27 protein-coding genes are annotated in these 26,119 nt (G+C 41.8%); 8 read left to right on the forward strand and 19 right to left on the reverse strand.

Features of this window, described 5'->3' with window-relative positions; translation table 11 throughout:
• The first annotated feature begins 573 nt into the window (after nt 1-573).
• Nucleotides 574-1,491: a COX15/CtaA family protein gene (locus BOD01S_RS03580; RefSeq protein WP_036155989.1), complete on the forward strand. Its 918-nt coding sequence runs from the start codon at nt 574-576 to the stop codon at nt 1,489-1,491.
• Nucleotides 1,492-1,520: 29 nt separating this feature from the next.
• Here the strand turns inward: BOD01S_RS03580 and pyc are convergent, their stop codons facing one another.
• From pyc to BOD01S_RS03595, 3 genes are all read right to left on the reverse strand, one after another.
• Entirely contained in the window at nt 1,521-4,955 is a 3,435-nt protein-coding gene (gene pyc / locus BOD01S_RS03585; RefSeq protein ID WP_036155987.1) for a pyruvate carboxylase, read from the reverse strand.
• A gap of 14 nt (nt 4,956-4,969) precedes the next feature.
• Nucleotides 4,970-6,151, reverse strand: a complete 1,182-nt coding sequence (locus tag BOD01S_RS03590; RefSeq protein ID WP_036155985.1) for an FtsW/RodA/SpoVE family cell cycle protein — start codon at nt 6,149-6,151, stop codon at nt 4,970-4,972.
• Nucleotides 6,152-6,213: 62 nt separating this feature from the next.
• A complete protein-coding gene (locus BOD01S_RS03595) occupies nt 6,214-6,495 on the reverse strand; it encodes a YlaN family protein (protein ID WP_036155982.1) in 282 nt (93 codons plus the stop codon).
• A gap of 172 nt (nt 6,496-6,667) precedes the next feature.
• Here BOD01S_RS03595 and BOD01S_RS03600 point away from each other — a divergent pair, with 172 nt between their 5' ends.
• Together BOD01S_RS03600 and BOD01S_RS03605 are read left to right on the forward strand one after the other, a co-directional pair.
• Complete coding sequence (locus BOD01S_RS03600) at nt 6,668-7,168, forward strand: hypothetical protein (RefSeq protein WP_036155980.1); 501 nt, start codon at nt 6,668-6,670, stop codon at nt 7,166-7,168.
• An 11-nt stretch (nt 7,169-7,179) separates the two neighbouring features.
• Nucleotides 7,180-7,383, forward strand: coding sequence for a YlaI family protein (locus BOD01S_RS03605; protein WP_036155977.1), 204 nt, complete (start codon nt 7,180-7,182; stop codon nt 7,381-7,383).
• A gap of 66 nt (nt 7,384-7,449) precedes the next feature.
• Here the strand turns inward: BOD01S_RS03605 and BOD01S_RS03610 are convergent, their stop codons facing one another.
• The 5 genes from BOD01S_RS03610 to typA form a co-directional block, all read right to left on the reverse strand.
• Entirely contained in the window at nt 7,450-8,244 is a 795-nt protein-coding gene (locus tag BOD01S_RS03610) for an ABC transporter permease (RefSeq protein WP_081978001.1), read from the reverse strand.
• Nucleotides 8,222-9,004 (reverse strand): ABC transporter ATP-binding protein, encoded by a 783-nt coding sequence (locus BOD01S_RS03615; protein ID WP_036155972.1) that lies wholly within the window; start codon nt 9,002-9,004, stop codon nt 8,222-8,224. Before BOD01S_RS03615 ends, BOD01S_RS03610 begins: the two co-directional genes overlap by 23 nt.
• A gap of 1 nt (nt 9,005) precedes the next feature.
• Nucleotides 9,006-9,956 (reverse strand): ABC transporter substrate-binding protein, encoded by a 951-nt coding sequence (locus BOD01S_RS03620; RefSeq protein ID WP_088321736.1) that lies wholly within the window; start codon nt 9,954-9,956, stop codon nt 9,006-9,008.
• Between the two features lie 326 nt (nt 9,957-10,282).
• Nucleotides 10,283-10,588, reverse strand: a complete 306-nt coding sequence (locus BOD01S_RS03625) for a YlaH-like family protein (RefSeq protein ID WP_081978007.1) — start codon at nt 10,586-10,588, stop codon at nt 10,283-10,285.
• Between the two features lie 103 nt (nt 10,589-10,691).
• On the reverse strand, nt 10,692-12,542 hold the full coding sequence (gene typA, locus BOD01S_RS03630; protein WP_036155967.1) for a translational GTPase TypA: 1,851 nt from the start codon (nt 12,540-12,542) through the stop codon (nt 10,692-10,694).
• Between the two features lie 124 nt (nt 12,543-12,666).
• Here typA and BOD01S_RS03635 point away from each other — a divergent pair, with 124 nt between their 5' ends.
• Nucleotides 12,667-12,885 (forward strand): DUF5325 family protein, encoded by a 219-nt coding sequence (locus tag BOD01S_RS03635; RefSeq protein WP_036155965.1) that lies wholly within the window; start codon nt 12,667-12,669, stop codon nt 12,883-12,885.
• A 52-nt stretch (nt 12,886-12,937) separates the two neighbouring features.
• On the opposite strand, the gene BOD01S_RS03640 is transcribed toward BOD01S_RS03635, so the two are convergent.
• Both BOD01S_RS03640 and BOD01S_RS03645 read right to left on the reverse strand, forming a co-directional pair.
• Nucleotides 12,938-13,735: an inositol monophosphatase family protein gene (locus BOD01S_RS03640; protein WP_036155963.1), complete on the reverse strand. Its 798-nt coding sequence runs from the start codon at nt 13,733-13,735 to the stop codon at nt 12,938-12,940.
• 138 nt (nt 13,736-13,873) lie between these two features.
• Nucleotides 13,874-14,071 carry a hypothetical protein gene (locus BOD01S_RS03645; RefSeq protein ID WP_036155961.1) on the reverse strand — a complete coding sequence of 66 codons (198 nt, stop codon included), beginning with the start codon at nt 14,069-14,071 and terminating at the stop codon, nt 13,874-13,876.
• 121 nt (nt 14,072-14,192) lie between these two features.
• Here BOD01S_RS03645 and BOD01S_RS03650 point away from each other — a divergent pair, with 121 nt between their 5' ends.
• Together BOD01S_RS03650 and BOD01S_RS03655 are read left to right on the forward strand one after the other, a co-directional pair.
• The gene (locus BOD01S_RS03650) at nt 14,193-14,819 is read left to right on the forward strand and encodes a YktB family protein (protein WP_036155959.1); all 627 of its coding nucleotides are present in this window, start codon (nt 14,193-14,195) and stop codon (nt 14,817-14,819) included.
• A gap of 204 nt (nt 14,820-15,023) precedes the next feature.
• Nucleotides 15,024-15,539, forward strand: coding sequence for a ferrochelatase (locus tag BOD01S_RS03655; protein WP_052124900.1), 516 nt, complete (start codon nt 15,024-15,026; stop codon nt 15,537-15,539).
• 155 nt (nt 15,540-15,694) lie between these two features.
• Here BOD01S_RS03655 and BOD01S_RS03660 read toward each other — a convergent pair whose 3' ends face one another.
• On the reverse strand, nt 15,695-15,964 hold the full coding sequence (locus BOD01S_RS03660; protein ID WP_036155956.1) for a UPF0223 family protein: 270 nt from the start codon (nt 15,962-15,964) through the stop codon (nt 15,695-15,697).
• A gap of 49 nt (nt 15,965-16,013) precedes the next feature.
• Nucleotides 16,014-16,973 carry an NAD(P)H-dependent flavin oxidoreductase gene (locus BOD01S_RS03665; protein WP_036155954.1) on the reverse strand — a complete coding sequence of 320 codons (960 nt, stop codon included), beginning with the start codon at nt 16,971-16,973 and terminating at the stop codon, nt 16,014-16,016.
• Nucleotides 16,974-17,110: 137 nt separating this feature from the next.
• Here BOD01S_RS03665 and BOD01S_RS03670 point away from each other — a divergent pair, with 137 nt between their 5' ends.
• Nucleotides 17,111-18,580: an aminotransferase class I/II-fold pyridoxal phosphate-dependent enzyme gene (locus tag BOD01S_RS03670; RefSeq protein WP_036155952.1), complete on the forward strand. Its 1,470-nt coding sequence runs from the start codon at nt 17,111-17,113 to the stop codon at nt 18,578-18,580.
• 29 nt (nt 18,581-18,609) lie between these two features.
• Here the strand turns inward: BOD01S_RS03670 and BOD01S_RS03675 are convergent, their stop codons facing one another.
• Nucleotides 18,610-19,287 (reverse strand): LrgB family protein, encoded by a 678-nt coding sequence (locus BOD01S_RS03675; RefSeq protein ID WP_036155950.1) that lies wholly within the window; start codon nt 19,285-19,287, stop codon nt 18,610-18,612.
• Nucleotides 19,262-19,663, reverse strand: coding sequence for a CidA/LrgA family protein (locus tag BOD01S_RS03680; RefSeq protein ID WP_036155948.1), 402 nt, complete (start codon nt 19,661-19,663; stop codon nt 19,262-19,264). The genes BOD01S_RS03675 and BOD01S_RS03680 overlap by 26 nt, the downstream gene beginning before the upstream one ends.
• Nucleotides 19,664-20,461: 798 nt before the next feature.
• Here BOD01S_RS03680 and BOD01S_RS03685 point away from each other — a divergent pair.
• Entirely contained in the window at nt 20,462-21,895 is a 1,434-nt protein-coding gene (locus BOD01S_RS03685) for a carbon starvation CstA family protein (protein ID WP_036155946.1), read from the forward strand.
• A 117-nt stretch (nt 21,896-22,012) separates the two neighbouring features.
• Here the strand turns inward: BOD01S_RS03685 and BOD01S_RS03690 are convergent, their stop codons facing one another.
• The 5 genes from BOD01S_RS03690 to BOD01S_RS03710 all read right to left on the reverse strand — a co-directional run bounded on the left by BOD01S_RS03690 (nt 22,013) and on the right by BOD01S_RS03710 (nt 26,110).
• Nucleotides 22,013-22,795: an SDR family NAD(P)-dependent oxidoreductase gene (locus tag BOD01S_RS03690; RefSeq protein ID WP_036155944.1), complete on the reverse strand. Its 783-nt coding sequence runs from the start codon at nt 22,793-22,795 to the stop codon at nt 22,013-22,015.
• A gap of 481 nt (nt 22,796-23,276) precedes the next feature.
• Entirely contained in the window at nt 23,277-23,978 is a 702-nt protein-coding gene (locus tag BOD01S_RS03695) for an endonuclease V (RefSeq protein WP_088321732.1), read from the reverse strand.
• Nucleotides 23,979-24,358: 380 nt separating this feature from the next.
• A complete protein-coding gene (locus BOD01S_RS03700) occupies nt 24,359-24,850 on the reverse strand; it encodes an SMI1/KNR4 family protein (RefSeq protein ID WP_036155940.1) in 492 nt (163 codons plus the stop codon).
• Between the two features lie 38 nt (nt 24,851-24,888).
• The gene (locus tag BOD01S_RS03705) at nt 24,889-25,401 is read right to left on the reverse strand and encodes an Imm6 family immunity protein (protein ID WP_036155938.1); all 513 of its coding nucleotides are present in this window, start codon (nt 25,399-25,401) and stop codon (nt 24,889-24,891) included.
• Between the two features lie 154 nt (nt 25,402-25,555).
• Nucleotides 25,556-26,110 (reverse strand): SUKH-4 family immunity protein, encoded by a 555-nt coding sequence (locus BOD01S_RS03710; RefSeq protein ID WP_036155936.1) that lies wholly within the window; start codon nt 26,108-26,110, stop codon nt 25,556-25,558.
• Nucleotides 26,111-26,119 lie beyond the last annotated feature (9 nt).

The raw sequence follows: 26,119 nt of genomic DNA on the forward strand, positions 1-26,119 counted from the left end.
ATTTCACCTACAAAATCGTTCGAATGGGTTCATGTCAATTCATAATTGGTATTTTTAACATTCCTGATGCATGAAATACCTTATTTACTGAAAAGCTAACTACATCTATGTAAACGTTGTCACTAAAGGAAAATAAATCATATCCAATCTTTATAATTGCAGATTGATTATTTACACAAAATGTCTTTTAGCAGTTCAGTTTTTTCATAGCCGTTAGGATACGGCCAAAATGACAGTCTACCCCTCCTTTCATTTTTGTAAGCATATTCCGCTAACACTAACTATATCGAAATTTGTCTATGATTTCTAGACGTTTAATCAAATTTCGATGAAAGTTTGGTGAAAACCAACCATACCCAATTCGAGGAAAAACATCATATATATAGTAATCCATTTCCCCAAATTATTTGTGAAGGTACGGGTACGAATTTATGAACAATTTGTGAAATGGAAGCCCTATATAAGAACGGATTTCTGTTTGACGTTGTCTTTTATTGGATTATTCGCTATCATTTTAAACTAGAGACGCTTTTTAGGAGCGATGTTGAAATCAGAAGTAGGTGGCACATTATCATGCAACATAATAAATATTTGAAATGGCTTGCCGTAGCTGCAACGATCGGTATGCTGTTTATCCTGATAGGCGGGGCGCTCGTAACAAAAACAGATAGTGGCCTTGGCTGTGGACGTAACTGGCCTGATTGTAATGGGTCACTTATTCCTCAGGAAATTACTACAGCAGTATTAATCGAATTTTCACACCGGCTTGTAACAGGAGTAGTATCATTTTTTATTGTAGCGTTAGTAGTTTGGACATGGCTCAAACTGGGACACATTAAAGAGGTAAAGTTTCTTGGTTTTAACGCCGTCTTCTTTCTTGTCTTACAGGCTTTAATAGGAGCTGCACAGGTGCTATGGGGACAAGGAGATTTCATTTTAGCTCTGCATTTCGGAATTTCTCTCATTTCCTTTACGGCTGTTTTATTATTAGCTTTAATTGTATTTGAAGTCGACCAGAAGTTTGATGCTGATAAAGTATTTATCGACAAAAAATTAAAATGGAATATTATTGGTGTAACCATTTATTCTTATCTTGTTGTTTACACCGGCGCACTTGTACGCCATACAGATGCAAGTCTCGTTTGCCCAGACTGGCCGCTCTGCCGAAATAATGAACCATTCTCACTGCCATACAATATGTATGAATGGGTTCAGATGGGACATAGGCTGGCTGTATTAGTAATTTTCATCTGGATTGCTATTATCACGTGGCATGTAGTGAAAAACTATAAGGAACAGCGTGTCATTTACTGGGGCTGGATTATTGCTTTTATTATTGTCATTCTACAAATAGCAGCCGGTATGTTAGTAGTTTTAACAAAGTTGAATTTAATCGTGGCACTGTTGCACTCTTTACTTATTTCATTACTATTCGGCTTATTCTGCTATATGATTTTACTTGTATATAGAAGCAATCAAAATCAAAAATAGAGTGCGAGAAAATTCTCGCACTCTATTTTTTATGTTAACTCAATTAATAGATCGCCAGTGGAAATAGCATCTCCTGCTGAAGCATACACTTCCTTGACAATTCCGTCTTTTGGTGCCTGGACAGTTGTTTCCATTTTCATCGCTTCCGTAATGAGTAAGTGATCGCCGCGTTTGACAGGACTGCCTTTTGACACAACTACTTTCAGTACAGTACCTGGCATTGTGGCACCAATTTGATTTGGGTTTGAAGGATCAGCTTTTAATGATAGGCTGCCATCTACCTCTACTGTCATATCCTGAATAACAAGCTCGCGTGATTGTCCGTTGAGCTCAAAATACATGACACGTGTACCATCATGCTGCGGTTCTCCAATGGACACCAGTTTGATGATCAGGGTCTTTCCTTTCTCGATTTCCACTTCAATTTCCTCACCTAGCTTCAGGCCATACAGGAATGTTGGTGTATCGAGTACAGAAATATCGCCAAACTGACTTGCTGTTTTGGAATATTCCTCAAACACCTTTGGATAAAGTGCATAAGCAAGTAAGTCCTGCTTTGTAGGCTGGCACTCTAGTTTTTCTTCTAGCTCGGCTGTTAGCTTGTCAAAATCAACCGGCTCCAATAGCTCTCCAGGACGTACTGTAATTGCCTGTCTTCCCTTTAGCACGACCTGCTGAAGCTTTTCGGGGAATCCGCCATGTGGTTGCCCTAAATAGCCTTGGAAAAATTCAATGACGGATTCCGGGAAATCAACCGCCATTCCGCGTTCATAAATGTTCTCCTCATCCAAATCATTTTGAACCATGAATAACGCCATATCTCCAACAACCTTCGAGGACGGTGTCACTTTTACAATGTCTCCAAACAGCATATTTACACGGGAATACATTGTCTTTACTTCATCCCACCGGTCACCAAGACCGACTGCTTTAGCCTGTTGCTGCAAGTTGCTGTACTGGCCGCCCGGCATTTCATGCACATAAATTTCTGAGTGAGGTGCATTCATTCCGCTTTCAAAATCACCGTAATACTTGCGTACATCCTCCCAATAGTATGAAAGCTTTTCTAATGCCTCGATGTCTGCCCGGACATTACGTTTGCTGCCTTTCATCGCATAATAAAGCGAGTTTGCACTCGGCTGTGAAGTCAATCCGGCCATCGAGCCAAGCGCCGTATCGATAATATCCACTCCCGCTTCAATTGCCTTTGCATATAAGTAGATACCGTTGCCGCTCGTATCATGTGTATGAAGATGGATTGGCAGATTAGTGGCATCCTTCAACTCGGAGATCAGACGGTATGCCGCTTCCGGCTTGAGAAGCCCTGCCATATCTTTAATCGCAAGTATATGCGCGCCGGCATTTTCCAGTTCCCGCGCCATGTCTTTATAATAATTTACTGTATATTTCGCTCGTGTGTCATCTAAAATATCGCCTGTATAGCAAATCGCTGCCTCAGCAATTTTCCCTGTGTTTCGTGCCTCGTCAATGGCTACTTCCATTCCTTTGATCCAGTTGAGACTGTCAAAAATACGGAATACGTCAATGCCTGATGCTGCAGACTCTTTAATAAATTCCCGGATCAGATTATCCGGATAATTTGTGTAGCCAACAGCATTGGCTCCACGCAGCAGCATTTGGAACAATACATTCGGTACTTGCTTGCGCAGTTTCTCAAGTCTCGCCCATGGGTCTTCTTTTAAGAAACGGTACGCGACATCGAACGTTGCCCCTCCCCACATTTCCAAGGAGAAATAATTATGCATAAGGCGGCTTGTTGCATCCGCTATTTCGAACATATCGTGAGAACGCACACGTGTTGCTAAAAGTGATTGATGGGCATCACGGAATGTCGTATCCGTTAATAAAACTTCTTCCTGTTCTTTAATCCATTCGATTAATCCTTCAGCTCCGCGCTCATCTAAAATCTGCTTTGTTCCGGCAGAAGGAGATGTCAGCAAATCCGCTTTCGGTTTTTCCGGTTGAACAAAAATTGGCTTTGTACGTTTTTCTACACCAGGGAATCCGTTCAATGTGACATTTCCAATATAGCTGAGCAGCTTTGTCCCCCGGTCTTTACCTTCCGGGAATTCAAATAACTCCGGCGTTGTATCGATAAAGCTCGTATCAAACGCACCCGTTAGAAACTTTTCATGAAGCACTACATTTTCTAAAAACGGAATATTTGTTTTTACACCGCGGATACGGAATTCGCGTAAGTTACGGTTCATTTTTGCTGCTGCTTCATTAAATGTCATACCCCAAGTCGAAATCTTTACAAGCAGTGAATCATAGTAAGGTGTAACAACAGCTCCCTGGAACCCATTTCCCGCATCCAGGCGAACACCAAAGCCGCCGCTTGAACGATAAACCATCAGCTTTCCAGTATCCGGCATGAAATCATTTTTTGGATCTTCCGTTGTTACACGGGACTGGATCGCATATCCGAAAAGTGGGATTTTATCTTGGGCAGGGATATTAATTTCCGGTGAATGCAATGTATGACCAGCTGCAATTTTTAATTGCGCATGGACGATATCTATACCAGTAATCATTTCTGTAATCGTATGTTCCACTTGGATTCGTGGATTTACTTCGATGAAATAGAAAGCATCCTCTGCTACAAGGAACTCTACTGTTCCCGCATTGATATACTCTACATTTTTCATCAGCTTTACAGCCGCATCACAGATTCTATTCCGTAAATCGCCTGAAATTGAATTAGACGGGGCAATTTCCACCACTTTTTGGTGTCTGCGTTGGATAGAGCAGTCTCTTTCATATAAATGGACAATATTGCCTGATGTATCACCAATAATTTGAACTTCAATATGCTTTGGCTTAACAATACACTTCTCTACATATACCTCATCAGAGCCAAATGCCGCCTTCGCTTCTGACTTTGCACGCTCATAGGCCGATGCCAATTCCTCTTCTGATTGGACCATGCGCATGCCGCGTCCACCACCGCCAAGGGCAGCCTTGATCATGATCGGGTAGCCGTGTTGCTCCCCAAATGCTTCTACCTCTTGCAGGCTGCCTACTGGTCCATCTGTTCCCGGGATTACAGGAATATCAGCTAAAATAGCCTGTTCACGAGCCTTCACCTTATCCCCAAACATATCCAGATGCTTGGAAGTAGGACCGATGAAGATGATGCCTTCCTCTTCACAGCGGCGGGCAAATTCTACATTTTCAGATAAAAAACCATAGCCAGGATGGATTGCATCTACCCCCGCATCCTTTGCAATATCCAGGATTCCTTCGATATCCAGATAAGCATCAATCGGCTTCTTCCCTTCTCCTACAAGGTACGCTTCATCTGCCTTATAGCGGTGAAAGGCGCCGCTATCTTCCCGTGAGTAGATGGCTACTGTTTCCAGGTGTAATTCTGTACAGGCCCGGAAAATACGGATCGCAATTTCTCCTCTGTTTGCTACTAATACTTTCTTGATTTCTTTCACTTTTCCTCAACCCCTTATGAAAGCTTTTTCTTATCTCTCTTGTAGTACATGGAAACATTCAATAGAATACCCATCGCTAAAGAAAGCATCATTATAGAAGTACCGCCATAGCTAATAAAAGGCAGCGTTACTCCGGTTAACGGGATTAAACCCGATACACCCCCAAGATTGATAAATGTCTGAAACCCAATCCAACTACCAATTCCCCCTGCAATCATACGTGCAAGCGGATCTTTTGTTGTCATTGCAATATAGAAACTGCGCAGAACAATGAGACCAATTCCAATAAGGACAATTGCCACACCCATAATCCCCAGTTCTTCCGCAATAATTGCCATTATAAAGTCATTTTGCGGCTCCGGTAAATACCCGAGCTTTTGAGTCGATTGGCCGAGTCCTACTCCTTCGAGACCGCCCTGTCCAATTGCTAAATAGCCGTTAATGACTTGATAGCCGGAGCCCCCTGCATATTCAAAAGGATTGGACCATGCCTGCAGGCGCCCAGCACGGCTTCCGTTAAAGATCGTGTCATACTTAAATATGAGTAAAACAGCAGACAAAAGCCCTCCTACTCCACCAAGCACGACAAAAAATTTGGCCAGCGACTTTCCTTTAATGCCGCTCAGCCATACGACCGATATTGCAATAAAGAAAAGTATGATAAAGGCTCCTAAATCAGTTTCTGTCCCCACTCCTGCCAAAATGAACAGCCAAATAAGGATCGGATTAATAATATCATTAGGTGTCACATGTTGAATTGATGAATATTTAAGACTCTTTTTATAAAAAGAGCCGCCAAGATATAAAATAATAAATAGTTTTGCAAACTCAGACGGTTGGAACGACATGCCAAACAGCCTGATCCAGCTTTGCGACCCTGTTTCGTCGAGCCCGGTTCCGTTTACTTTTACCCAGAGCAGCAAAATGATCATGATGAGCATACCAGCCATCATTACCGGCTTACTGCTATAGTGCTTGTATGGAAAAAAGGCCCCCAAACAAAATACCACTGCACCAATTGACAGATTCAATAGCTGTTTGCGGTAAAAATAATCCGGTGTTCCGTCTTCATACATAATGCCGACCATCATACCTGCACTATAAATCATCACTAGCCCGAACAAACATAGAAATATGTAGGTAAAGAATAGGAGATAGTCGAAGTTTCGTAAATATGTTACAAAATATTTTTTCATCTTAAAACCTCTTCTTAGAAAAAAAACTCAAACGCACTTACTTGGCGGTTTGAGTTTTTCTATTATTTGTCTGTATAAGCATCGTGCAGTAAAGATAATTCTTTCTCTAAAGCATCCAGAATATCCTTGCCCCGCTCGCGCTCAATCAAGCCCAGCTTCACGGCAAAATCAATTTCGCGTGATAGGCCGAACATTTGTGTATCCAGCACTTCCTCATATAAAGGACATTGTGGCATTGTTAAATTGTCCATTTGCACTTTAATCAATTGAGCAATTTTATCAGCATCTGTTTGTAACAGTTCTAATGCTTTCTCCTGGAAGGAAGCTTGTGATTTCGTATCCATGAGGACGCCCCCATTATCTGATATTTCTTCGATTCTATCTTAATAAAGTTTATCTTTTCGAAAGTAAAATTGCAAGTGTCTTTCCACCGAGAGTCAAATTTCATTTAAATGTTTCTTATTTTATAGAAAAGGCGGTATACTGTATTAGGATATTAATAAAGGAGGATTTTTGATGAACTCAATTATTCCTATTAAAGGTGCGGTGACATATACCCTTACACTCGATCCGACTGTTTGGATTTTCGATGACCGCCGTTTAGACTTAACTACCTATTTTTCAACAGAAAAAGCCCCTGATGATTCAGAGGAAAAATATTTAGCGGATATGGGCGCCCATTGGTCACGCGAGATTATGGAGGGTGCAGTATTTCCTCCTACATTAAAGACGGAGCGCAAATTCGACCGTAAAGGAATGATGACGGGGACGTTTGGAATGGAATTAGGGCCATTCTTTAAAAATGCCGAAGTCAAACCTGAAGCAAGTGAAGTCGTATTTGAATGCGAAAATGGGGAGGAGCATGTCTTCTCACTGGAGGAAGCTAAAACGCTTATCTTCAAATTCAGCCAAGATGGTAAGCCGATTACTGAAGGCGGACCAGTCCATCTTTTACTTGCGGATGGCTCCAATGTTGACAACCCGATTAAAGGGGTGCTGGCAATCCGCGTCCAATAAGGAGGAAGAGCATGCGCGTCAAATGTGTTATTTGTGATGCAATCCACCAATTACCTGACGATCTGCCGCTAGCCAAGAAATTGCGCAATCGCCCGATCCACACCTATATGTGCGATTCGTGCCATGAGCGGATTGCGGAAAAGACAGAAGAGCGTCTTGCAACAGGCCACTTTAAGTTTTACCGTACGTCTTCGCGGATCGATGAAGAATTTTAGCAGATAGATGCTGTTATAAAAAGAGAGCTGTACAGAAAGCTTTGACTTCCTGTACAGCTCTTTTCTTTAACCATTTTTCAGCAATACCTTCTCAAGCAGTTCTACAAGCTGGTACATGATTGTTGCAAAAATTGCGATAATAACAAGCGATAATAGAACAAGATTGAAATTAAACACCTGGAACCCATAGATGATTAAATAACCAAGCCCTTGGGATGATACAAGGAATTCCCCGACAATTACACCTACCCAGGATAAGCCGACATTCACTTTCAAGGTAGAAATAATAGTTGGTATGCATGCCGGTAAGATAGCCTCCTTGAACATTTGAAGACGTGTAGCGTTGAATGTCTGCAGAACCTTTAAGTAGTTAGGGTCAACACCTTTGAACGCTGTATAAATAACGATGGTAGAAATAATAACCGAAATGATGGCTCCCATCGTAATAATGGATGTCATTCCCGGTCCCATCACAACGATAAGAATAGGACCAAGCGCCACTTTCGGCATAGCATTCAAAATAACTAGATAAGGATCGAGCACCCTCGATAAAAATGGTGACCACCAAAGAATAGCAGCGAGAATCGTTCCCGCCAATGTCCCTATTATAAAACCTAGGACGGTTTCGAACAACGTATAGCTGATATGTGTTAACAGGGTGCCATCATTTATCTTTTCAATAAAAAGTATGGCAATTTTTGAAGGTGAGCTGAAAATGAGCTCATCAATCCAATCAAATCGGGAGGCTGCCTCCCATAAGGAGATAAAGCTCAGCAGAATCACCAGCTGAAAAAAACGAGTCCATCGTTTTTCCTTTATTAACGATATTTTATATTCCTCATGTAGTTTTTGTATGTTCAAGACTCTCAAGCTCCTTCCAAATCATTTGGAATAGAGTAGAATAGTGCGGGTGGGCCCGGGCTTCGAATGGTGTCAGTGTCCTCATTTCCTCCGGCACTTCAAACGTTTTATGCAGCTTCCCGGGACGCGGAGAAAAAAGGAAAATTCTATCGCTCATGGCAATCGCTTCTCCTAAATCATGGGTAACAAGGATCGCAGTCTTACCAAATTTCTTTAGCGTTTCGGATACAAGGTCTTCCAGCTTCAGCTTGGATTGGTAATCAAGTGCAGAGAATGGTTCATCCAGTAATAAAATGGTTGGATCCACCGCCAGCGTCCTTGCGAGTGCTACTCGTTGCCGCATACCACCTGAAAGCTCTTTTGGATATTTTTTCTCTATATTGGGCAATCCAACCGCATTGAGCAGCCTTGAGGTTACTTCCTCTCCACGTTCTTTGTCTTTGTTTAAAATGTTTAAACCGAGCGTAATATTCTCCTCAATCGTTTTCCACGGGAACAAATAATCCTGTTGCAGCATGTAACCGATTGATACGTGCTCGTTTCCAAAAATCGACTGACCTTCAATCGAGACTGTACCAATAGTTGGCGGGAACAAGCCCGCTATGATAGATAGCAATGTTGTTTTGCCGCAGCCACTTGGCCCGATAAATGAGATAAACTCGCCTTTGTTGATGGATAGATGAATATCCTGCAAAGCTTCCGTTGCCGTGTCCTTAGAAAAATACGTGTGATGGACGTTGCTGACTGTTAAAAATTCCATCTTACTTCATTACTTTCTCAGCAAAGGAAGTATCGACAAGCTCGTTATAATCCATCCGTTTCGGCAATTCGCCCGCTTCTTCCATCACATCCTGGAGATTATTCCATTCTTCCTCATCGAGTATCGGGTCTTTAGCAAAGGATTCCTGTTGCTTATAGCGATCAACTACTGTAGCAATCAGCTCTACTTCCGTATCTTCAAAGAAAGGCTGAATTGCCTTTGCCACATCTTCGGCACTGTTAGCATACACCCAGTCCTGCGCTTTTTTGATCGCCCTTGTGAATTTCTCCACCGTTTCAGCATCACTTTCAATAAAGCTCGCTTTTGTCATAAATGTAGTGTAAGGCAAATGTCCGGACTCCGTTCCAAATGAGGCAACAATATGCCCTACTCCTTCTGCTTCAAATACACTCGCTGTCGGCTCAAACAGTTGTACATAATCACCTGTACCGGATGCAAAGGCTGTCGAAATATTGGCAAACTCAATATTTTGAATTAGATTCAGGTCATTATGCGGATCAATGCCATGTTTTTTCAAAACAAACTCTCCTGCCATCTGTGGCATACCGCCTTTTCGCTGTCCAAGAAATGTAGTGCCTTTTAACATTTCCCAGGAAAAATCATCAATCTGTTCACGTGCTACCAAAAAAGTACCATCCGTCTGCGTCAATTGTGCGAAGTTCTTAATCGGATCGTTCGCACCTTGAGCTGTCACGTAAATGGACGTCTCAGAGCCGACAAGCGCTACATCTATACCGCCGGATAAAAGGGCTGTCATTGTCTTATCGCCCCCAGCGATTGTTTTCAAATCTACCTTCAGGCCCTCTTCCTCAAAAAAGCCTTTTTCAATGGCCACATATTGAGGGGCATAAAAAATAGATCTTGTTACTTCACCCACTTTTACTTCCTGAAGCTCTTCCTTGCCGCAAGATGCAAGAACGAGGAGTGTCATAAATGCTATTGCTACGAGAAAGCTTGATCTCACCAATCTTTTCACCGCTATCCTCCTCCGACATTCTATTATCTAGAATAGGGTATGCAGCCTTACCTAAAAGGTGATTGGAAAGAAAATGTAATCCCCAGCCTCTATTAGCAAACATACTTAATGGGCGCTGTATCTGCCTCTTGCAGAAATAGCCCCCTGTATTTAGGCTACTTATACTTTCACTAAAAAAGACATTAGTACTTTTGCCCAAGCGCTCCCTTTAACCCGGATTTATACAGCTTCCTAAAAAACAAAAAAGTCTGGACTCCAAAAGTGGAAATCCAGACTTTTCATTATTTTACCGATACTTTTCTTTCTTCTCGCTCTTCTCTCCATCTACGTGATTTATAGACGATTAAAATGAGCGCTGCGACAATAAGTCCTTCTACCATTGGCAGGAACAGCGCGAAAAATGTCAACATAATACAACCTATAAGCAGAAAAGTATAGATGATGATATTTTTCAACAGCGGTAATTCCCTGGCAAAACCTAGCTTAAAAACAATTGCTGATAAGATGAATACTAAAATAAACACAACATAGCCAGCCGATTCATAGCTTGGCATATTCTCGTAAATGTAGCGAGTGATACCTGACATTTTTTCATAGGCTTTCGTTGTCTCATCAATAGAAACAGATGCTTGAATAAAGTTGAGCAGGAACCAATTCAACACCCTTCATCCTTTCTCCCTTACGTGAAACTTATTTTTCCGCTTCAGCGTATTTTTTCTTTTTCGCGATTCGTTCGCGTTCATTTTTATCTAGAATTTGCTTGCGTAGACGAATTGACTCCGGTGTTACTTCTAAATACTCGTCATCATTTAAATATTCCAATGCTTCTTCCAGCGTCATGATACGAGGTTTTTTAATAACGTTTGTTGCATCTTTTGTTGCTGAACGCACATTTGTTTTTTGTTTTTGCTTCGTAATATTTACTGTGATGTCATTTTCACGTGTATTTTCACCAACGACCATACCCTCGTAAACTTCAGTACCTGGCTCCACGAATAATGTACCACGGTCCTCTACCTGCATCATACCATACGTTGTTGCTTTTCCGTTTTCCATTGATACAAGCACACCTTGGTGACGGCCGCCTACACGTCCAGCTACTACCGGCTGATAAGAATCGAATGTATGGTTAATAATACCGAATCCTTTTGTAAGGGACATGAATTCTGTTGTATAACCAATTAGACCACGTGCTGGTACGTTAAAGATAATACGTACTTGTCCATTACCGTTATTGATCATATCAAGCATTTCACCTTTACGCTGACCTAGAGATTCAATAATTGAACCTACACAGTCTTCAGGTACATCTACTTGTACACGCTCGATTGGCTCACATTTCACGCCATCTACTTCACGGATGATTACTTGTGGTTTTGATACTTGTAATTCAAACCCTTCACGGCGCATATTTTCGATCAGGATCGATAAGTGAAGCTCCCCACGTCCTGAAACAGTCCATGCATCTGGGGAATCAGTATCTTCTACACGTAAAGATACATCTGTTTGCAATTGTGAACGTAAACGCTCTTCGATTTTAGAAGAAGTAACCCATTTCCCTTCACGTCCTGCAAACGGCGAGTTATTCACTAGGAATGTCATTTGCAATGTCGGCTCATCAATACGTAATGGCGGTAGTGCTTCCTGATGCTCAGTAGGACAAACTGTTTCCCCTACGTTGATGTCTTCCATTCCTGAAACAGCGATTAGATCCCCAGCTTTTGCTGTTTGGATTTCTTCACGTTTCAGACCGAAGAAGCCGAAAATCTTTGTAACACGGAAGTTTTTCACTGAACCGTCCAGCTTCATCAGTGATACTTGCTGGCCTACAGAAATCGTACCACGGAATACACGACCGATACCAATACGGCCGACGAAGTCGTTATAATCAAGCAATGCCACTTGGAATTGCAATGGGTCTTCTGAGTTATCTACCGGTGCAGGAATATGTTCGATGATTTGTTCGAACAAGCATTTCATATCCGCTTCTTGGTTTGCTGGATTTGGATCAAGTGATGCTGTACCGTTTACGCCTGAAGCAAATACAACTGGGAAATCAAGCTGATCGTCATTTGCATCTAGCTCAATTAACAACTCCAGCACTTCATCTACAACTTCCTCAGGACGTGCTGAATCTTTATCTACTTTATTTACAACTACGATTGGTGTTAAGTTTTGCTCAAGCGCTTTTTTTAGCACAAAGCGCGTTTGCGGCATACAGCCTTCATAAGCATCTACTACTAGCAGAACGCCATCTACCATTTTCAGGATACGTTCTACTTCTCCACCGAAGTCTGCGTGTCCAGGTGTATCTAAAATATTAATGCGAGTACCATTATAGTTAACCGCCGTATTTTTTGCTAAAATAGTAATACCACGCTCACGCTCAATATCGTTTGAGTCCATTGCGCGTTCTTCTACTTGCTCATTCGAACGGAATGTTCCGGATTGTTTTAATAATTGGTCGACTAGTGTCGTTTTACCATGGTCAACGTGTGCGATAATTGCGATGTTACGTAAATCTTGACGTAAATTTGTCATTATTCCACTCCATATTCTTTTTTCAGTTGTTTAACTGTGATATTATAGCACATGTAGGCGCAAATGTCTTTTCGCAAAATTAAGGATTGCCTTTTATATATTATTTGATAGAGGAGGGTTTCTCGTGAACAAAGCAAAAGTAGTCATGTTCTTCTATGCTTTAGCTGCCTTACTTTCGATGATAGGAATCGGCTTTTTCGTATCTCTAGTCTTTATGGCTGGAACAAATGAATACGATACAATCGGGATTGTCGGTATTCTAGCATGTATTATCGCTGTGTGCCTTGTTTTTATGACAGGCATGAAGCAAAAGAAAAAATTCATCGCAGCAGGCTTATTATAAGCTTTCTCTATAAAACAGCCGCCCGGCAAAACAGCATACAGGGCGGCATTTTTTATTTCTCTTCAATATAATGTTCCAAAATCAATTGATGAATATACGGATTGGCGATTAAAAAGGTATCGGATCCTGAGAGATCAGGCGCCTGTCCATTTAAGTTGGTTGCAATTGCCCCTACTTCCTTCGCGATAATAATCCCTCCGCCAATATCCCATGGTGCCAGGCGCATGGAAATATAGGCATCCAACTTACCGCTCACTACAAAGGCAATTTCCATAGCAGCTGAGCCATAAGAGCGTGTCCCACGTACAGTATGAATGAGATCGATCAGTTTTTCATGATTTATTTTCCGGTTTGGCGTTACCCAGCTTGCGTTAATGCCAATCACTGCTTCTTCTATCGTTAACGGCTGCAGCTTGCGCAGCGGAGAATCATTGTACCATGCACCTTCTCCAGCAATGGCGTAAAACATATCTTCCCGCATGACATCGTATATATAGCCAAGCTTGCCCACTCCATCGATATAAATACCAATTGTAATCATAAAATGGCGGTGTTGTTTGACAAAATTCATCGTCCCATCGATTGGATCAATAATCCATACGACTCCATCCATTGAATCAGGATGTTCCCCCATACCTTCTTCTCCGAGGATTTTATGTGTAGGATCAAATTGATAAATTTGCTCGATAAAAAACATTTCCGTTTCGCGGTCGATATTCGTGACCAAATCGTTTGGGCTCGATTTCGTTTCCACTTCTACTTCCAGATCATAGGAAAATGATGCACAAATACGCTTTCCCGCTTCAATAATGATTTCCTTCGCAAAGGCATCCAACTGCTTTAAATCCATAGTACAACCACCTTTCGCTTCCCGCTTCAATATGTAACATACATAACGCTGAATTCACATTATATAGTTAGTATAACAAAAATCACCTGCTGTCCGAACATTCAGCAAGTGATTTTTTACTTAGGTATAAAATTTTTATTACGCATATGCATGTAGACCTTCTAATTCTCCCTGGATTTCTTTTAGTCGTTTTTTTGATTTTTCCATTTCAGCCTTATTGCTGTCTTTCATCGCTGCATACAAGGAAGCCAGCTCATAATCCAATTCTAATCGCAGGATGTACTCATATTGCTTTTCGATATCAACTTTGCGTATAATTTTAACCATCTGTTTCATTCTCCATCACTTCCTTAGTTATTTTTTTAAAAACATTTGACTTTCTTTAAAGTTTTTGTTATAAGATTTTTTCCCAAAATCTTAATAAAATAAACATACAAATCGAAAGGAGTTACTAATTTTGAATAATGTACAATGGACAACTGAAGATTTCCAGGTGTTCCTTATCAATGGATTAGACGAAAGAATGGAAGCATTAACACAAATTATCCGCCCGAAATTTCAAACCTTGGGAGAAGTCTTCTCAGCCTACTTCAGTGCTAATACAGGAGATGAATTTTTCCCTCATATAGCCAAGCATGCGCGTAGAACAGTCAATCCTCCAAAAGATTCCTGGGTTGCCTTTGCTCCCTACAAACGAGGATATAAATCGTTACCTCATTTCCAGATTGGCCTATGGGAAAGCCATTTATTCATCGTATTGGCAATTATTTATGAAGCCCCTGAAAAAGGAGAAATGGCAGAACGGCTTCTTGCCCACTTGGATGCTTTCGATGAATTGAGTGAAAATTTCGTCATTTCAGGAGACCATATGTCCCCCTCTGCCGTTCCTTTAGATGAAGCACGGCATGAACAGCTCAATCAGTTGCTTGTGCGCCTCCGGGATGTAAAAAAAGGAGAATTTTTAGTTGGCCGCCATATCCCTGCTGAAGAGGCAATTAAGCTTTCTTCTGATGAGTTTATGCGATTGGCCGAAGAAACATTCGATAATCTGCTTCCTATTTACCATCATATGATCGGAAAGTAAGCAGTCTCATTCATAACAGGTGTGTGAAAGTTGCACATCTGTTATTTATTTTACCTTCGTTTTATTGAAAGGGGCTCCCCACCTCCCATATAATTAACTTTATTATTTCTTATACTACCAAATGAGGGGAGTTTTTAAACCTATGATCGGTATTATTCATTATGCATATGGTGTACTGGCTTCCATTTATGACATTGCTCGAATGTGGATTATATTCCAATAGACGATTGGCATACGGATGAGGGGATTGTAGGTGTCTATGCAGAACGGGTATCCCGCGCGTTCCGTTGGCTGCCGACAGCGGCACAGCAGCATGCACATGTACTGTTTACAGTTCACATCCAGCCGTTGGATCCGGGGCGCAATGATGTTTACATAAAGCAATTTACTGAAATGGCGACGGTCATTGCAAAAGCTGCCGGAATAAACAATTTCCATACAACATACCGTTCTGCGAGAGGAAAGGCCAACTGGCTGGGGCCTAATGTAAAGGATAAAATTCATGAACTACATGAAGCAGGTGCTACAGGGTTTGTCACTTGTGAGCTGCTTGCCCTTACTGCTGATGTAGAATCTTACTTTGAAATTGGAGAAGAGTGCCGGGAAATATGCGACGGGCTTGGTGTGCCATTTGCTCTATCAGAGTTCCCAGGCGACAGCTTTGATACAGTATATGCACTAGCGAACTTAGTGATATCGTATATTCAACCAGCAAAATAAAAAAGTTTTCGAGGCAATAAGTTAACCTTTTTCTCTAAAACAACTCCAAAAAGTCCTCCTTTAGAGGCTTCATCATAAAAAATAAAGCTGCCAGGAAAGCGTTCCCCTTCCTGAGCAGCTCTTTTTATTTGCTACGCTTGTGTATAAGCCATGCCCTATAATCGGATGATTTGTCCATCTGCAGATTCCTTGGCCATTTTCACCGCTTTGTAGCCTATATAGCCGCTTACCTGTTCAAATTGGCGGAAAATTGTTTTCTCTTCTGCCTGTGATGGCACAACTTCCTTAAAGCGGCGGTATTTTGCCATAAATGTTTCCCGCTTGATTCCTTTTTCATAAGCAGCTTCCACCGCCTCAAAGAAATGAACGACATCTACCATCTCCTGGGTAGTCCAATCAGTCGATAATGGATATGAGTATTCCATGCTGTTCCCTGCCTTTACCGGATATGGGGCGACTACGCCCTCTTCTTCATTACTGCCCCCATTTTAAACGGATTTCCTTTGCTTGTACAACCATTCGCTCGATCAGCTCTGCTACAGTAGGCACATCTGATATCATACCTGTCACCTGACCAGCCCAACCGTAACCGCCCGAAGCATCTCCATCATAAATATAGCGCTTATTGGCCTTTCCGCTAATATAGTCTTTCAGCGCTTCATAAGTTGGTGTTTCTTTTTCGATTGCAAGAATCTGGTCTGTAAAATCGTTACGCAGGGCCCGGGCTGGTGCACCTATGGACCGTTTGATTACGGTTGTATCATTCTCCGTGCTTGCCAATAATGCTTCCTTGTAAGCTTCTGAGGCATGAATACATTCTTTTGTCGCAATAAAGCGTGTCCCCATTTCAATTCCTTCCGCCCCTAGCGCATGAGCTGCCATCCAGCCACGGCCATCTCCAATACCGCCGGATGCAAGGACTGGAATGGAGACACTATCTACAACCTGTGGAACGAGTACCATTGTCCCGATATCATCGCGTCCCAAATGGCCTCCCCCTTCCTGGCCTACAACCATCACAGCATCTGCACCGAGTTGTTCTGCCTTTTGCGCTTGACGGCGCGCTGCAACGAGCACCATTTTTTTGCAATCGCTCCCTTGTAAAATATCAAAAATAGGAGCTGGATTTCCTCCTGTCATTGTTACAACTGGAACATTCATCTCTTTTGCTACCTCTACCATTGGTTCATAGCCTTTTCCGTGTTGTCCAATAGCAAAGTTGACACCAAATGGCTTGTCTGTGAGCATCCGGACTTTTTCAATTTCTGCACGTAATGCTTCCGGTGAAGGCAGGCTCATTGCCGTAATTTGGCCAAGTCCCCCCGCATTCGATACGGCCGCTGCAAGATCGGCATAGGCCAAATAGGCAAGCCCTCCTTGGATAATTGGATACTCAATATTTAATAATCTCGTCACACGCGTTTCCCAGTTCATTCGTCTTCCTCCATTTTCTTTGAAATGTAAGCTAACTAGCGGTATAGTGAAATTTATAATTTCTTATAGTCACACCGATTAATAGGTGCTATAATTCTTTTGTTTTTAAATTTCATTTAAGTGAGGTGGTACCTGCGTTGTCACAGTTAGAGACTCCATTGTTCGACGTTTTACTTAAACACCGAAACAGACATCCTATCCAGTTCCATATTCCCGGTCATAAAAAGGGCACAGGTATGGACCCAGCGTTTCGAGAATTCGTCGGCGACAACGTTTTATCAATTGATTTAATTAATATTGCTCCACTGGATGATTTACACTCTCCAAAAGCGGCCATTAAAGAAGCGCAAAGCTTAGCAGCTGAAGCTTTTGGTGCTGATCATACATTCTTTTCCGTTCAAGGTACTAGTGGCGCAATCCAGACAATGATTCTGACGGTCGTTGGTCCAGGTGACAAAATTCTAGTACCACGGAATGTTCATAAATCGATTATGTCTGCTATTGTATTTGCGGGGGCTATCCCGATCTTTATCCATCCTGAAGTGGATCCGGAATTGGGAATTTCCCACGGCATCTCTCCTGAATCAGTAGAGAAGGCTTTGCAAAACTATCCTGATGCAAAAGCAGTATTAGTAATTAACCCGACTTACTTCGGTTTTGCAGCTGATTTAAAAAGAATTGTAGATATTGTTCATGCCCATGATATTCCCGTCATTGTGGATGAAGCCCACGGTGTCCATATCAAATTCCATGATAAACTGCCTTTATCTGCCATGCAGGCCGGTGCAGATATGGCAGCTACTAGCGTGCATAAATTAGGCGGATCCATGACAGGGACATCTATTTTGAATGTGCGGGAAGGCCTTGTATCAGCAAAGCGTGCCCAAGCGTTCTTCTCAATGCTGACAACAACTTCTACGTCCTACCCTTTACTTGCCTCTTTAGACTGCGCACGACGCCAGCTGGCAGTTCATGGTCACGATTTGATTGATGAAGCGATCCGCCTAGCGGAAGATACACGCAAGCGTATTAACGTAATCCCTCACTTAACATGTGTTGGACGTGAAAAGCTGCATTCATCTGCCACATATGATATGGATCCTTGCAAACTATTAATCAGCGTAAAGGATTTAGGTATTACCGGTCATGATGCTGAGGAATGGCTGCGCTATAATGCCAATATTGAAGTTGAGCTGTCGGATCTTTATAATATTTTGTGTTTGGTGACGCTAGGTGATACGAAAAAGGAAATGAACCTTCTTGTGAATGCTTTAACACGCATGTCACAGGCATTTGACTCAGAAGCAAGCGTGACAGTTCCGAATGTTAAAGTCCCGGAAATCCCAGCCCTTGCGATGTCTCCACGTGATGCATTCTATGCCGAAACAGAAGTGATTCCGCTCTCTGAAGCGCATGACCGTATTTCCGCTGAGTTTATTATGGTTTATCCTCCGGGTATCCCACTCTTTATCCCTGGTGAGGTCATTACCGAAGACAATATCAAATATATCCAAATGAACATCGAAGCTGGTCTTCCAGTACAAGGGCCAGAAGATGCTACATTACAAAATATCCGCGTCATTAAAGAGCGGCGCGCAATTTATTAAACTTGAGGGGATTTTCCCCTCAAGTTTTTTTATATGAATAGAAGAGCAAAAACAGGACATATAAAAGCTCCAAGCACTGCACTCAGCCCCATCGATAATGAGCCGATCGATAAAGCTTCCTCCCCGTATTCCTTTAATTTTGAAATACCTACGCCATGACTTGCGCTTCCCATCGCTACACCGCGGCTGATGGCTGTATCAATATGGGCTATTTTAAATAGAAGTGGACCAAGTATTGCCCCTGTAAATCCAGCTACCATGACCAGTACCGCGGTCAAAGGAGGAATTCCCCCTACCGTCTCGCTTATCTGCATAGCAATCGGCGTTGTCAATGACTTTGGAAGAGCCGTCAAAATAAAAGAATCGCTCGAACGGAAAAGTTTCAAAAATATATAAATACTTATTAGACCAGACAGCATAGCAACAACCAGGCTGGACAGTATAGAGTATTTATATTTAAAAATCAGTTCCCGCTGATTGTACAGCGGATAGGCCAACGCCACTACAGCAGGGCCAAGCATTTGTTGTATCCATTTGCCTCCTTCCATATACGTGCTATACGGAATATGAAAAACAATTAGTATTATAACTGTAATCAATGTAGTAGTGAGCAACGGAAGAAAAAATGGATTGTGGACCTTGTCATACAGCTTCTGGAGAACGAGGAACAACAGTATAGTACTAACTATGATGACGAGTGCTAGCATGTCCTATATCCTCCTTCATTGCCTGCTCTTTGCGCTCTATGTATTGACTTAACTTTCCAGTCGCAATAATAGTGACAATGGTACTTAAAAATACCGCAAGCACGAGCAATAGACCTGACACAGTTAATAATTCTGGATAGTCAACTACCCCCACTGTAGCGGGAATAAAAAATAATGTTAAAAAGGCAATGAGGAAACCGGCTCCCTCCTGAATCAGCTTAACCTTGATAATATTTAACATCAACAACGCCCATAATAAAACAAGACCGATAATACTTGGCGGAATAAATATTCCTGTCCATTCTACGATCAATACGCCAATGAAATAAAACAACCATAAGATACCTACTTGGGCAATAATACGTATAATTTTCATCTGGCAGCCCCCTCTCTATATGGTCTTCATTTTACGACTTAGGAAATTCCCTGTCTATTATTCCAGGATAATTACTGACAGCATTCCGTCATAAAATACAGAAAAACTGCACAACAGCTACTAATTCTTTCAATAGCAAGACAGTTTATCTATAAATTTGTTACCATATAGCGGCCTTCCTTTGCTCTGTTTCTGAACAAAAGTGATAGACTACCTCTACTGCTTAGTAAATCGGCGGCCCTCCTGCACCTAACTGGACAAAAGAGATTGCTGCTCTAAGACTAGCAAGAAGGGCTGTCGGCTGTACTGCATAAAGCACTCCAATCCTCACCTTACTATTTCTTTCATATATAGATTGAATAGGCATCAAAAATTGACCACGAGATAAAAATATAATGGTAGAAATATATAATGGATTCTTTAGTTTCCCAATACCTAGCTATTGTATATACCTGTTCCCTATTCAGTATGAAAGCTTTTACTAGTTCAGCTCCATTCTGTTGTTTGTCCCCTTCCATTCAATAGTTTTTTATATGTCTCAACGGGAAAACAGGCCTAACATATGTTAAGCAGAAAAGGTATTTTCAGCCAATTTTGAATTACCAAATTTTCTATATAACTAAATTATAACGAAGTCCCCCCTTTAAAGCAGATTTTTTCTATGCAACCTTTTAATCATTTTCCCATTCATACTAATTATCCAAATATATAAAATTTTCTAAATATTGTTGATTTACCTATTTACCGCTACTATAATTCTATTTATCAAAAAGCTAATTAAACTTTAGGAGAGTTGCTATGTTTACATTATTGGGAGCTATCGTATTATTAATTGTCGGGTATTTTGTTTATGGAAAATTCATCGAGCGTGTGTTTATTGTCAATGATGCTACACCCACCCCTGCTTATACAAAAGCAGACAATCTGGATTATGTGCCAATGCCGGCATGGAAAGGCTGGGTCATCCAGCTATTAAATATAGCAGGACTAGGCCCAATTTATGGGGCTATTTCCGGTGCTTTATACGGTCCAGTGGCGATGGTCTGGATTGTTCTCGGAAGTATTTTCGCCGGTGCGGTTCATGATTACTTTGCCGGCATGCTTTCTTTACGCCACGGTGGAGAGCAGTTCCCTTCCCTTGTCCAGCGGTATTTAGGAAAAGTCATGCGTGTCTTCACTGACTGTGTTTCTGTCGTCTTAATGATTTTGGTTGCTGCTGCGTTTACTGCTGGACCTGCTGCTGTTATTTCTGCAAAGACAGGTCTTACATTCATGGTAGCGATCGTCATCATTTTTGCCTACTTTTTCCTGGCTGCCATTTTACCAATCAATAAGATTATCGGCCGTATCTATCCTATATTTGGAGCGGTACTAATGATCATGGCAGGGGCTGTACTAATTTCTCTCTTATTTTCAGATATTCGTGTACCGGAGCTTTCGTTCTCCAATATGCACCCGGGTGAGCTGCCAATTTGGCCAATGCTCATGATCACGATTTCATGCGGGGCCATTTCAGGCTTCCATTCTACACAAAGTCCCATCATTTCCCGGACGCTGAAAAAGGAAACGGAAGGACGGATGGTATTTTATGGAGCGATGATTGGAGAAGGCGTTATTGCCCTTATTTGGTGTGCAGCAGGCATGAGCTTCTACGGCGGTACAGAATCGCTTGCAACAACAATTACAGCAATCGGTGCCGGCGGAGTGGTAGATGAAATCTCCATCGCCCTTTTAGGGACATTCGGCAGTATTTTAGCTGTTCTTGGGATTATCATCCTGCCGATCACGACAGGTGATACATCACTGCGCTCAGCACGCATGATCGTCCTTGACTTCCTTGGTTCTCGTATTGGGAAAGACAGCAAGGCACCAGCCGTTTTAGCGACAATTGCTGTTACGCTGCCTGCATTCTATCTATCTACAATTGACTATCAATTTTTATGGCGCTATGTAGGGATGACAAATCAGATGGTTGCTGCCGTCATGCTATGGGTCGCAACATCCTATCTCCTGAAGGAAGGAAAATTCCACTGGATTGCCGGCCTGCCTGCCATGTTTATGACATCGGTCGTTTTCGTCTATTTAATGGTAGCACCGGAAGGATTCGGACTGGCGTATAATACATCCATTATCATTGGCTTATCATTGACGATTATCGTCGGACTTATGTATGTATACCAAATCTTCCGCTACAAAGCGTTTACTAATCCAGTATTCTTAAAAGAAAACTAGCAAAAAGGCTCGTACAAATTGTGTACGAGCCTCAGAGTAAAGACAAAGTCTTTTTACGGCTTTGTCTTTACGTATTTTTAGATACTATCGTAAAAGAAGGTTTACCCAGCCTTTCTTTTAGAGCGCCTCTCCTGAACCGCCATCAATGTTAATAGCTGTCCCCGATACATACGATGCTGCCTCAGATGCTAAAAATGTAATCACATTGGCTGCTTCCTCTGTATCTCCAATGCGCCCCAGCGGAATCGACTGGCCTACCTCTTTGGAATAATCTTCCCAAGATAAATCCGGAGCCTGCGATTTCCAACGCTTTTCAATCTGGTCACTACGGATGAGTCCGATACAGACGGCATTTACCCGGATATTATATTGGCCTAAATCCTTGCTCATTGCCTTTGTCAGGGCAAGCCCTGCTGCGCGGCTGACTGATGTCGGCAGCGAATTTGCCGGCGGTGTCTTTGCCAGTACAGCCGTGACATTGACAATCGAGCCCCCTCCTGCCTGTTTCATATAAGGAACTGCATACTTGGCACACTGGACTGCACCAAATAATTTCAAGTCAAGGTCCGCCTGCCACAACTCCGTAGTTACCTGTTCGAACGAATGAGCTGAAGAGGTCCCTGCATTATTCACTAAAATATCGATTCTGCCAAATTTGGCAACAGCCTTTTCAATAACATCTCTGCAATCCTGTTCCTTCATTATATCAGCCGGTACGACCAATACATCCGCTCCAGTTAGCTGCTTAATGCTCGCTGCTGCGACTTCTAAATGCTTTTCACCACGCGCACAAATGACGACATGGACCCCTTCTTTCGCAAGTTGCAGTGCGGTACAAAAACCAATCCCCTTACTTGCTCCTGTCACAACTGCCACTTTTCCTTGTAAATGTAGATCCATCCCCTATTCCCCCTTTTGCTGATATATCTTTATTATACCGTGAAGAATTTTGGAAATGAATCACCAGCCCCGTGAAATTTCTTTCATGCTTTCTCATCTTCCACGCTATAATTATCTTTCTTGTGGTTTTTCATTTAGCATAGCTATAAAAAACTAATCTTCTATGTAGTCAATAGAAACAATAAAACCAAACCCAACTACTGATCTGACAGCCTGCTGATCGTCGAAATAATAAATGAGAATCATCGCTTTATAAGTGTTAGTTAAAGGGATTTCCTACTCGATTGCAGGAATAACAATTTCTTCATCAGAACATCCCTAAACTAGTACAGCAACTTAATTGCTTGCCTCCGTTACTACATCTATTTCCATAAAATCTTCATCCACATCTGCCATAAATCCATGAAAAAAGAGTAGGGCCGGCAATCTTCTTCCAGGTTATCCAGCCATACGGATACTTTCTCCTGACTTTCCATTTCTTTTATTCCTCTTCCTTTTTCATATAATATGCTCTTGCCCGGTGCGTTTCCAGATCTGCCAGCCTTACAGGGATCGGCAGACGGCTCTCCCGATTGATACAGTCCATGACAAACGCCGTACTCGTCTCTAAATCAATCCTATCCCCACAGGAAATAAAAATCGGCTTGACATTCGCCGTTGTTCTCAATGCTCTCCCATATACTTCACCGTGAATGACGATATCTGTATAGGCTCCCGCCGCATTTTCAGGCATCTGAAAGTCAACTTCATCGATTCGTAAATAGCTCTTTGCCACCCCAATCGTTGGTTTTTGTAAATACAGGGAAGCATGTGTAGCAATGCCCATATGACGGGCATGCAAATAGCCGTTTCCATCAAACATATAAAGGTCAGGCTCGTTTGATAACTTCTTTACCGCCTCGAGTACTAAAGGGAGCTCCCGGAAAGCTAGAAAGCCTGGTATATAGGGAACCTGTATCTCTCCGTAACTATTGACTCTCTCGATAACTTCCTTCGTATGATAATTGATCACTACAATACAGCACGTGCCATAAGCCTTACCACCTGCATCCCAATAAGCCAGGTCCACTCCTGCAATCAACTGAACTTCCTCTTTACGAAAGCTGTTTTCCAGCTTTACTAATGGCAGCAGCTCATTTTGCAATGCCATAAACTCCTGCTTCATCTTTTCAATTTTCTCCATGTGCATCCCTTCCTGAACCTGCATTTATAATTAGCCGAAATCTCACTTTTTTATCGACTCCATTAACTGTAACATTCCACTGAATATAGTATTACCTCATGATAATTTGAATGATCCGGGCTATGAGCTATCAGAATATCCAGCACTTGCCTAAACGGACCATCAATCATAATGGGAATCCCTTCTATCTCTTCTCCCTTTTTGTATGCCAGCTGTTTTTAGCAGGCAATGACAGCATTGCTATGGCTCAATTTCTTCACCTTTAAAATAGCCGTTCCTGTCCTTATAACATTTCTTCGTTAAGTAGAAAAAACCTGTTGCCAACGGACAATCAGGTACTTGGAAGTATGTATATTTTTGTATTTTGCATATTTTTTGTTTCAATCATGCAATTTGTCAAGGAACGCCGTAAATGTGGCCGCTACATAAAATAGATTTTCTCTTGCACGCTCTTCAGGCTGTTCGTCTGTTAATCCTTCATCATGCATCAGCGTTTCCTTCTCCGATGCATTTTCATGTTCCCAAAAAACTACCACTGGTTTCTCCTGCTGATCTTTATAATCAAAACACAGTAAGTTCCCGGCCGGGTCAATAGCAATCGGTAAAATGTCCCTCGGAAGCGACGAATTGTATAATTCATACTTTTTAACGATGTACTGACTGCTTTTCTCGTCAAAGCTGAATAAGCTTCCAAAGCAGCGTTCTACATCTTCCACATTAAATTCCTCCGGTAATACACTGGCTCCTCCGTTTACTTTTACACACTTTATATAATCCTGCGGTAAATAAAAACCTAATTGGGCTCCGATTTCCTTCACCCTCGCTTCGGATACTTCTGCGTCCGCGTATTCCCACTCTAAGTCTTTTCTCACCTAATATCCGCTCCCTTCATTTAGTTCCCGCAAGGTAATCAATCCAGGATGTGCAGCTCTGTTAAAATTTTGTTCCGCCTATCACTTATCATCTTCGGATCTGAATACTCATCTAACAGAGAGACAATCTGCTGAATATAAAGCTGTGCATCCACTATAATCCTTTTAAAACATTCAATAAAATGATTTACCAATGTGTCATCAACTAAAGCAATTGGTTCCGGATAATACATTGCACCCTCTCTATCGAAAGCTTTTCGGCTTGTATAAGCAGTTGCGTCAATAATGCAGTTCCACGCAGTCGCCTCTACTTCATTGGCTGCCATCTCCTGGATGATAGTTATACCGTTCTCTTCATTATCCAATAAATCATATAGAGTCCCGCCTCTGTTGTCTTTCTCTTCTAACCACTCCCAACATTGCTCTATTACATATTGAGCAGCAGACCGGTCCTCCGTTTGAGAAAATACCGACAATACTTTTTCTGAAAGCCCAAGAAGAAAAAGTACTTTATTGTCATCCGAAAAATTATTGAAGTTTATAGTAACCACCTTCCTGCTTCCAAACTCATATATCAATCTATATTACCTTTGCATTCCCCGCTGCCAGCGAATGATGAAGAGCAATTTTCATGCTGCCAATCTGCTCTGCGGTAAGAAAGCCAGCTTCCACTGCACTGTTCAAGAAAATATAGTAGAGAGTTTATCATGATCCGTATAAACTCTCTACTTCGTCGAACCAAAAATTTCCGTTTTCCATACATTTAGAATCGATACGCTCAAACTCTCCGCTTAACCAATGAATTATCGATGCCGGAATATCCAAGTCTATAAAAGCATCTTCCCCATTTTTCTCAATTGCCTTGTCAATCATTTGCGCATATACAAGTAAGCAGTGTGCAAATTGTTTGATTGAGGAATTTATAAATACTTCTAGAAAGTTATTCCCATTGTCGAGGTACACTATATAACCTTGTTTTTCAATTATACATATCGGATTGCCAGAACCAGTCGTCCCTAGAAAATAGTACTTCCCAAACTCTTCAGGCATATTAAAAACATTTATGATCGGTTTCAAGAAGGAAGACATAGAAGTGAATTCAAAGTATGGAGCCGGTGTTTCAGGCAAGCCGCCTATAGACAAAAAGCCCTTCACTTCTTCTGAAAAGGGAGCGCTGTTCAAACTTTCTTTATCAATTTTAATTAAAGGCCCATTCTTGTCAGCATCCCATCTTTCACAAAACTCCTCAGGTAACATGATTGTTTCACC

Source organism: Lysinibacillus odysseyi 34hs-1 = NBRC 100172 (genome assembly GCF_001591965.1).
Lineage (GTDB): Bacteria > Bacillota > Bacilli > Bacillales_A > Planococcaceae > Lysinibacillus_B > Lysinibacillus_B odysseyi.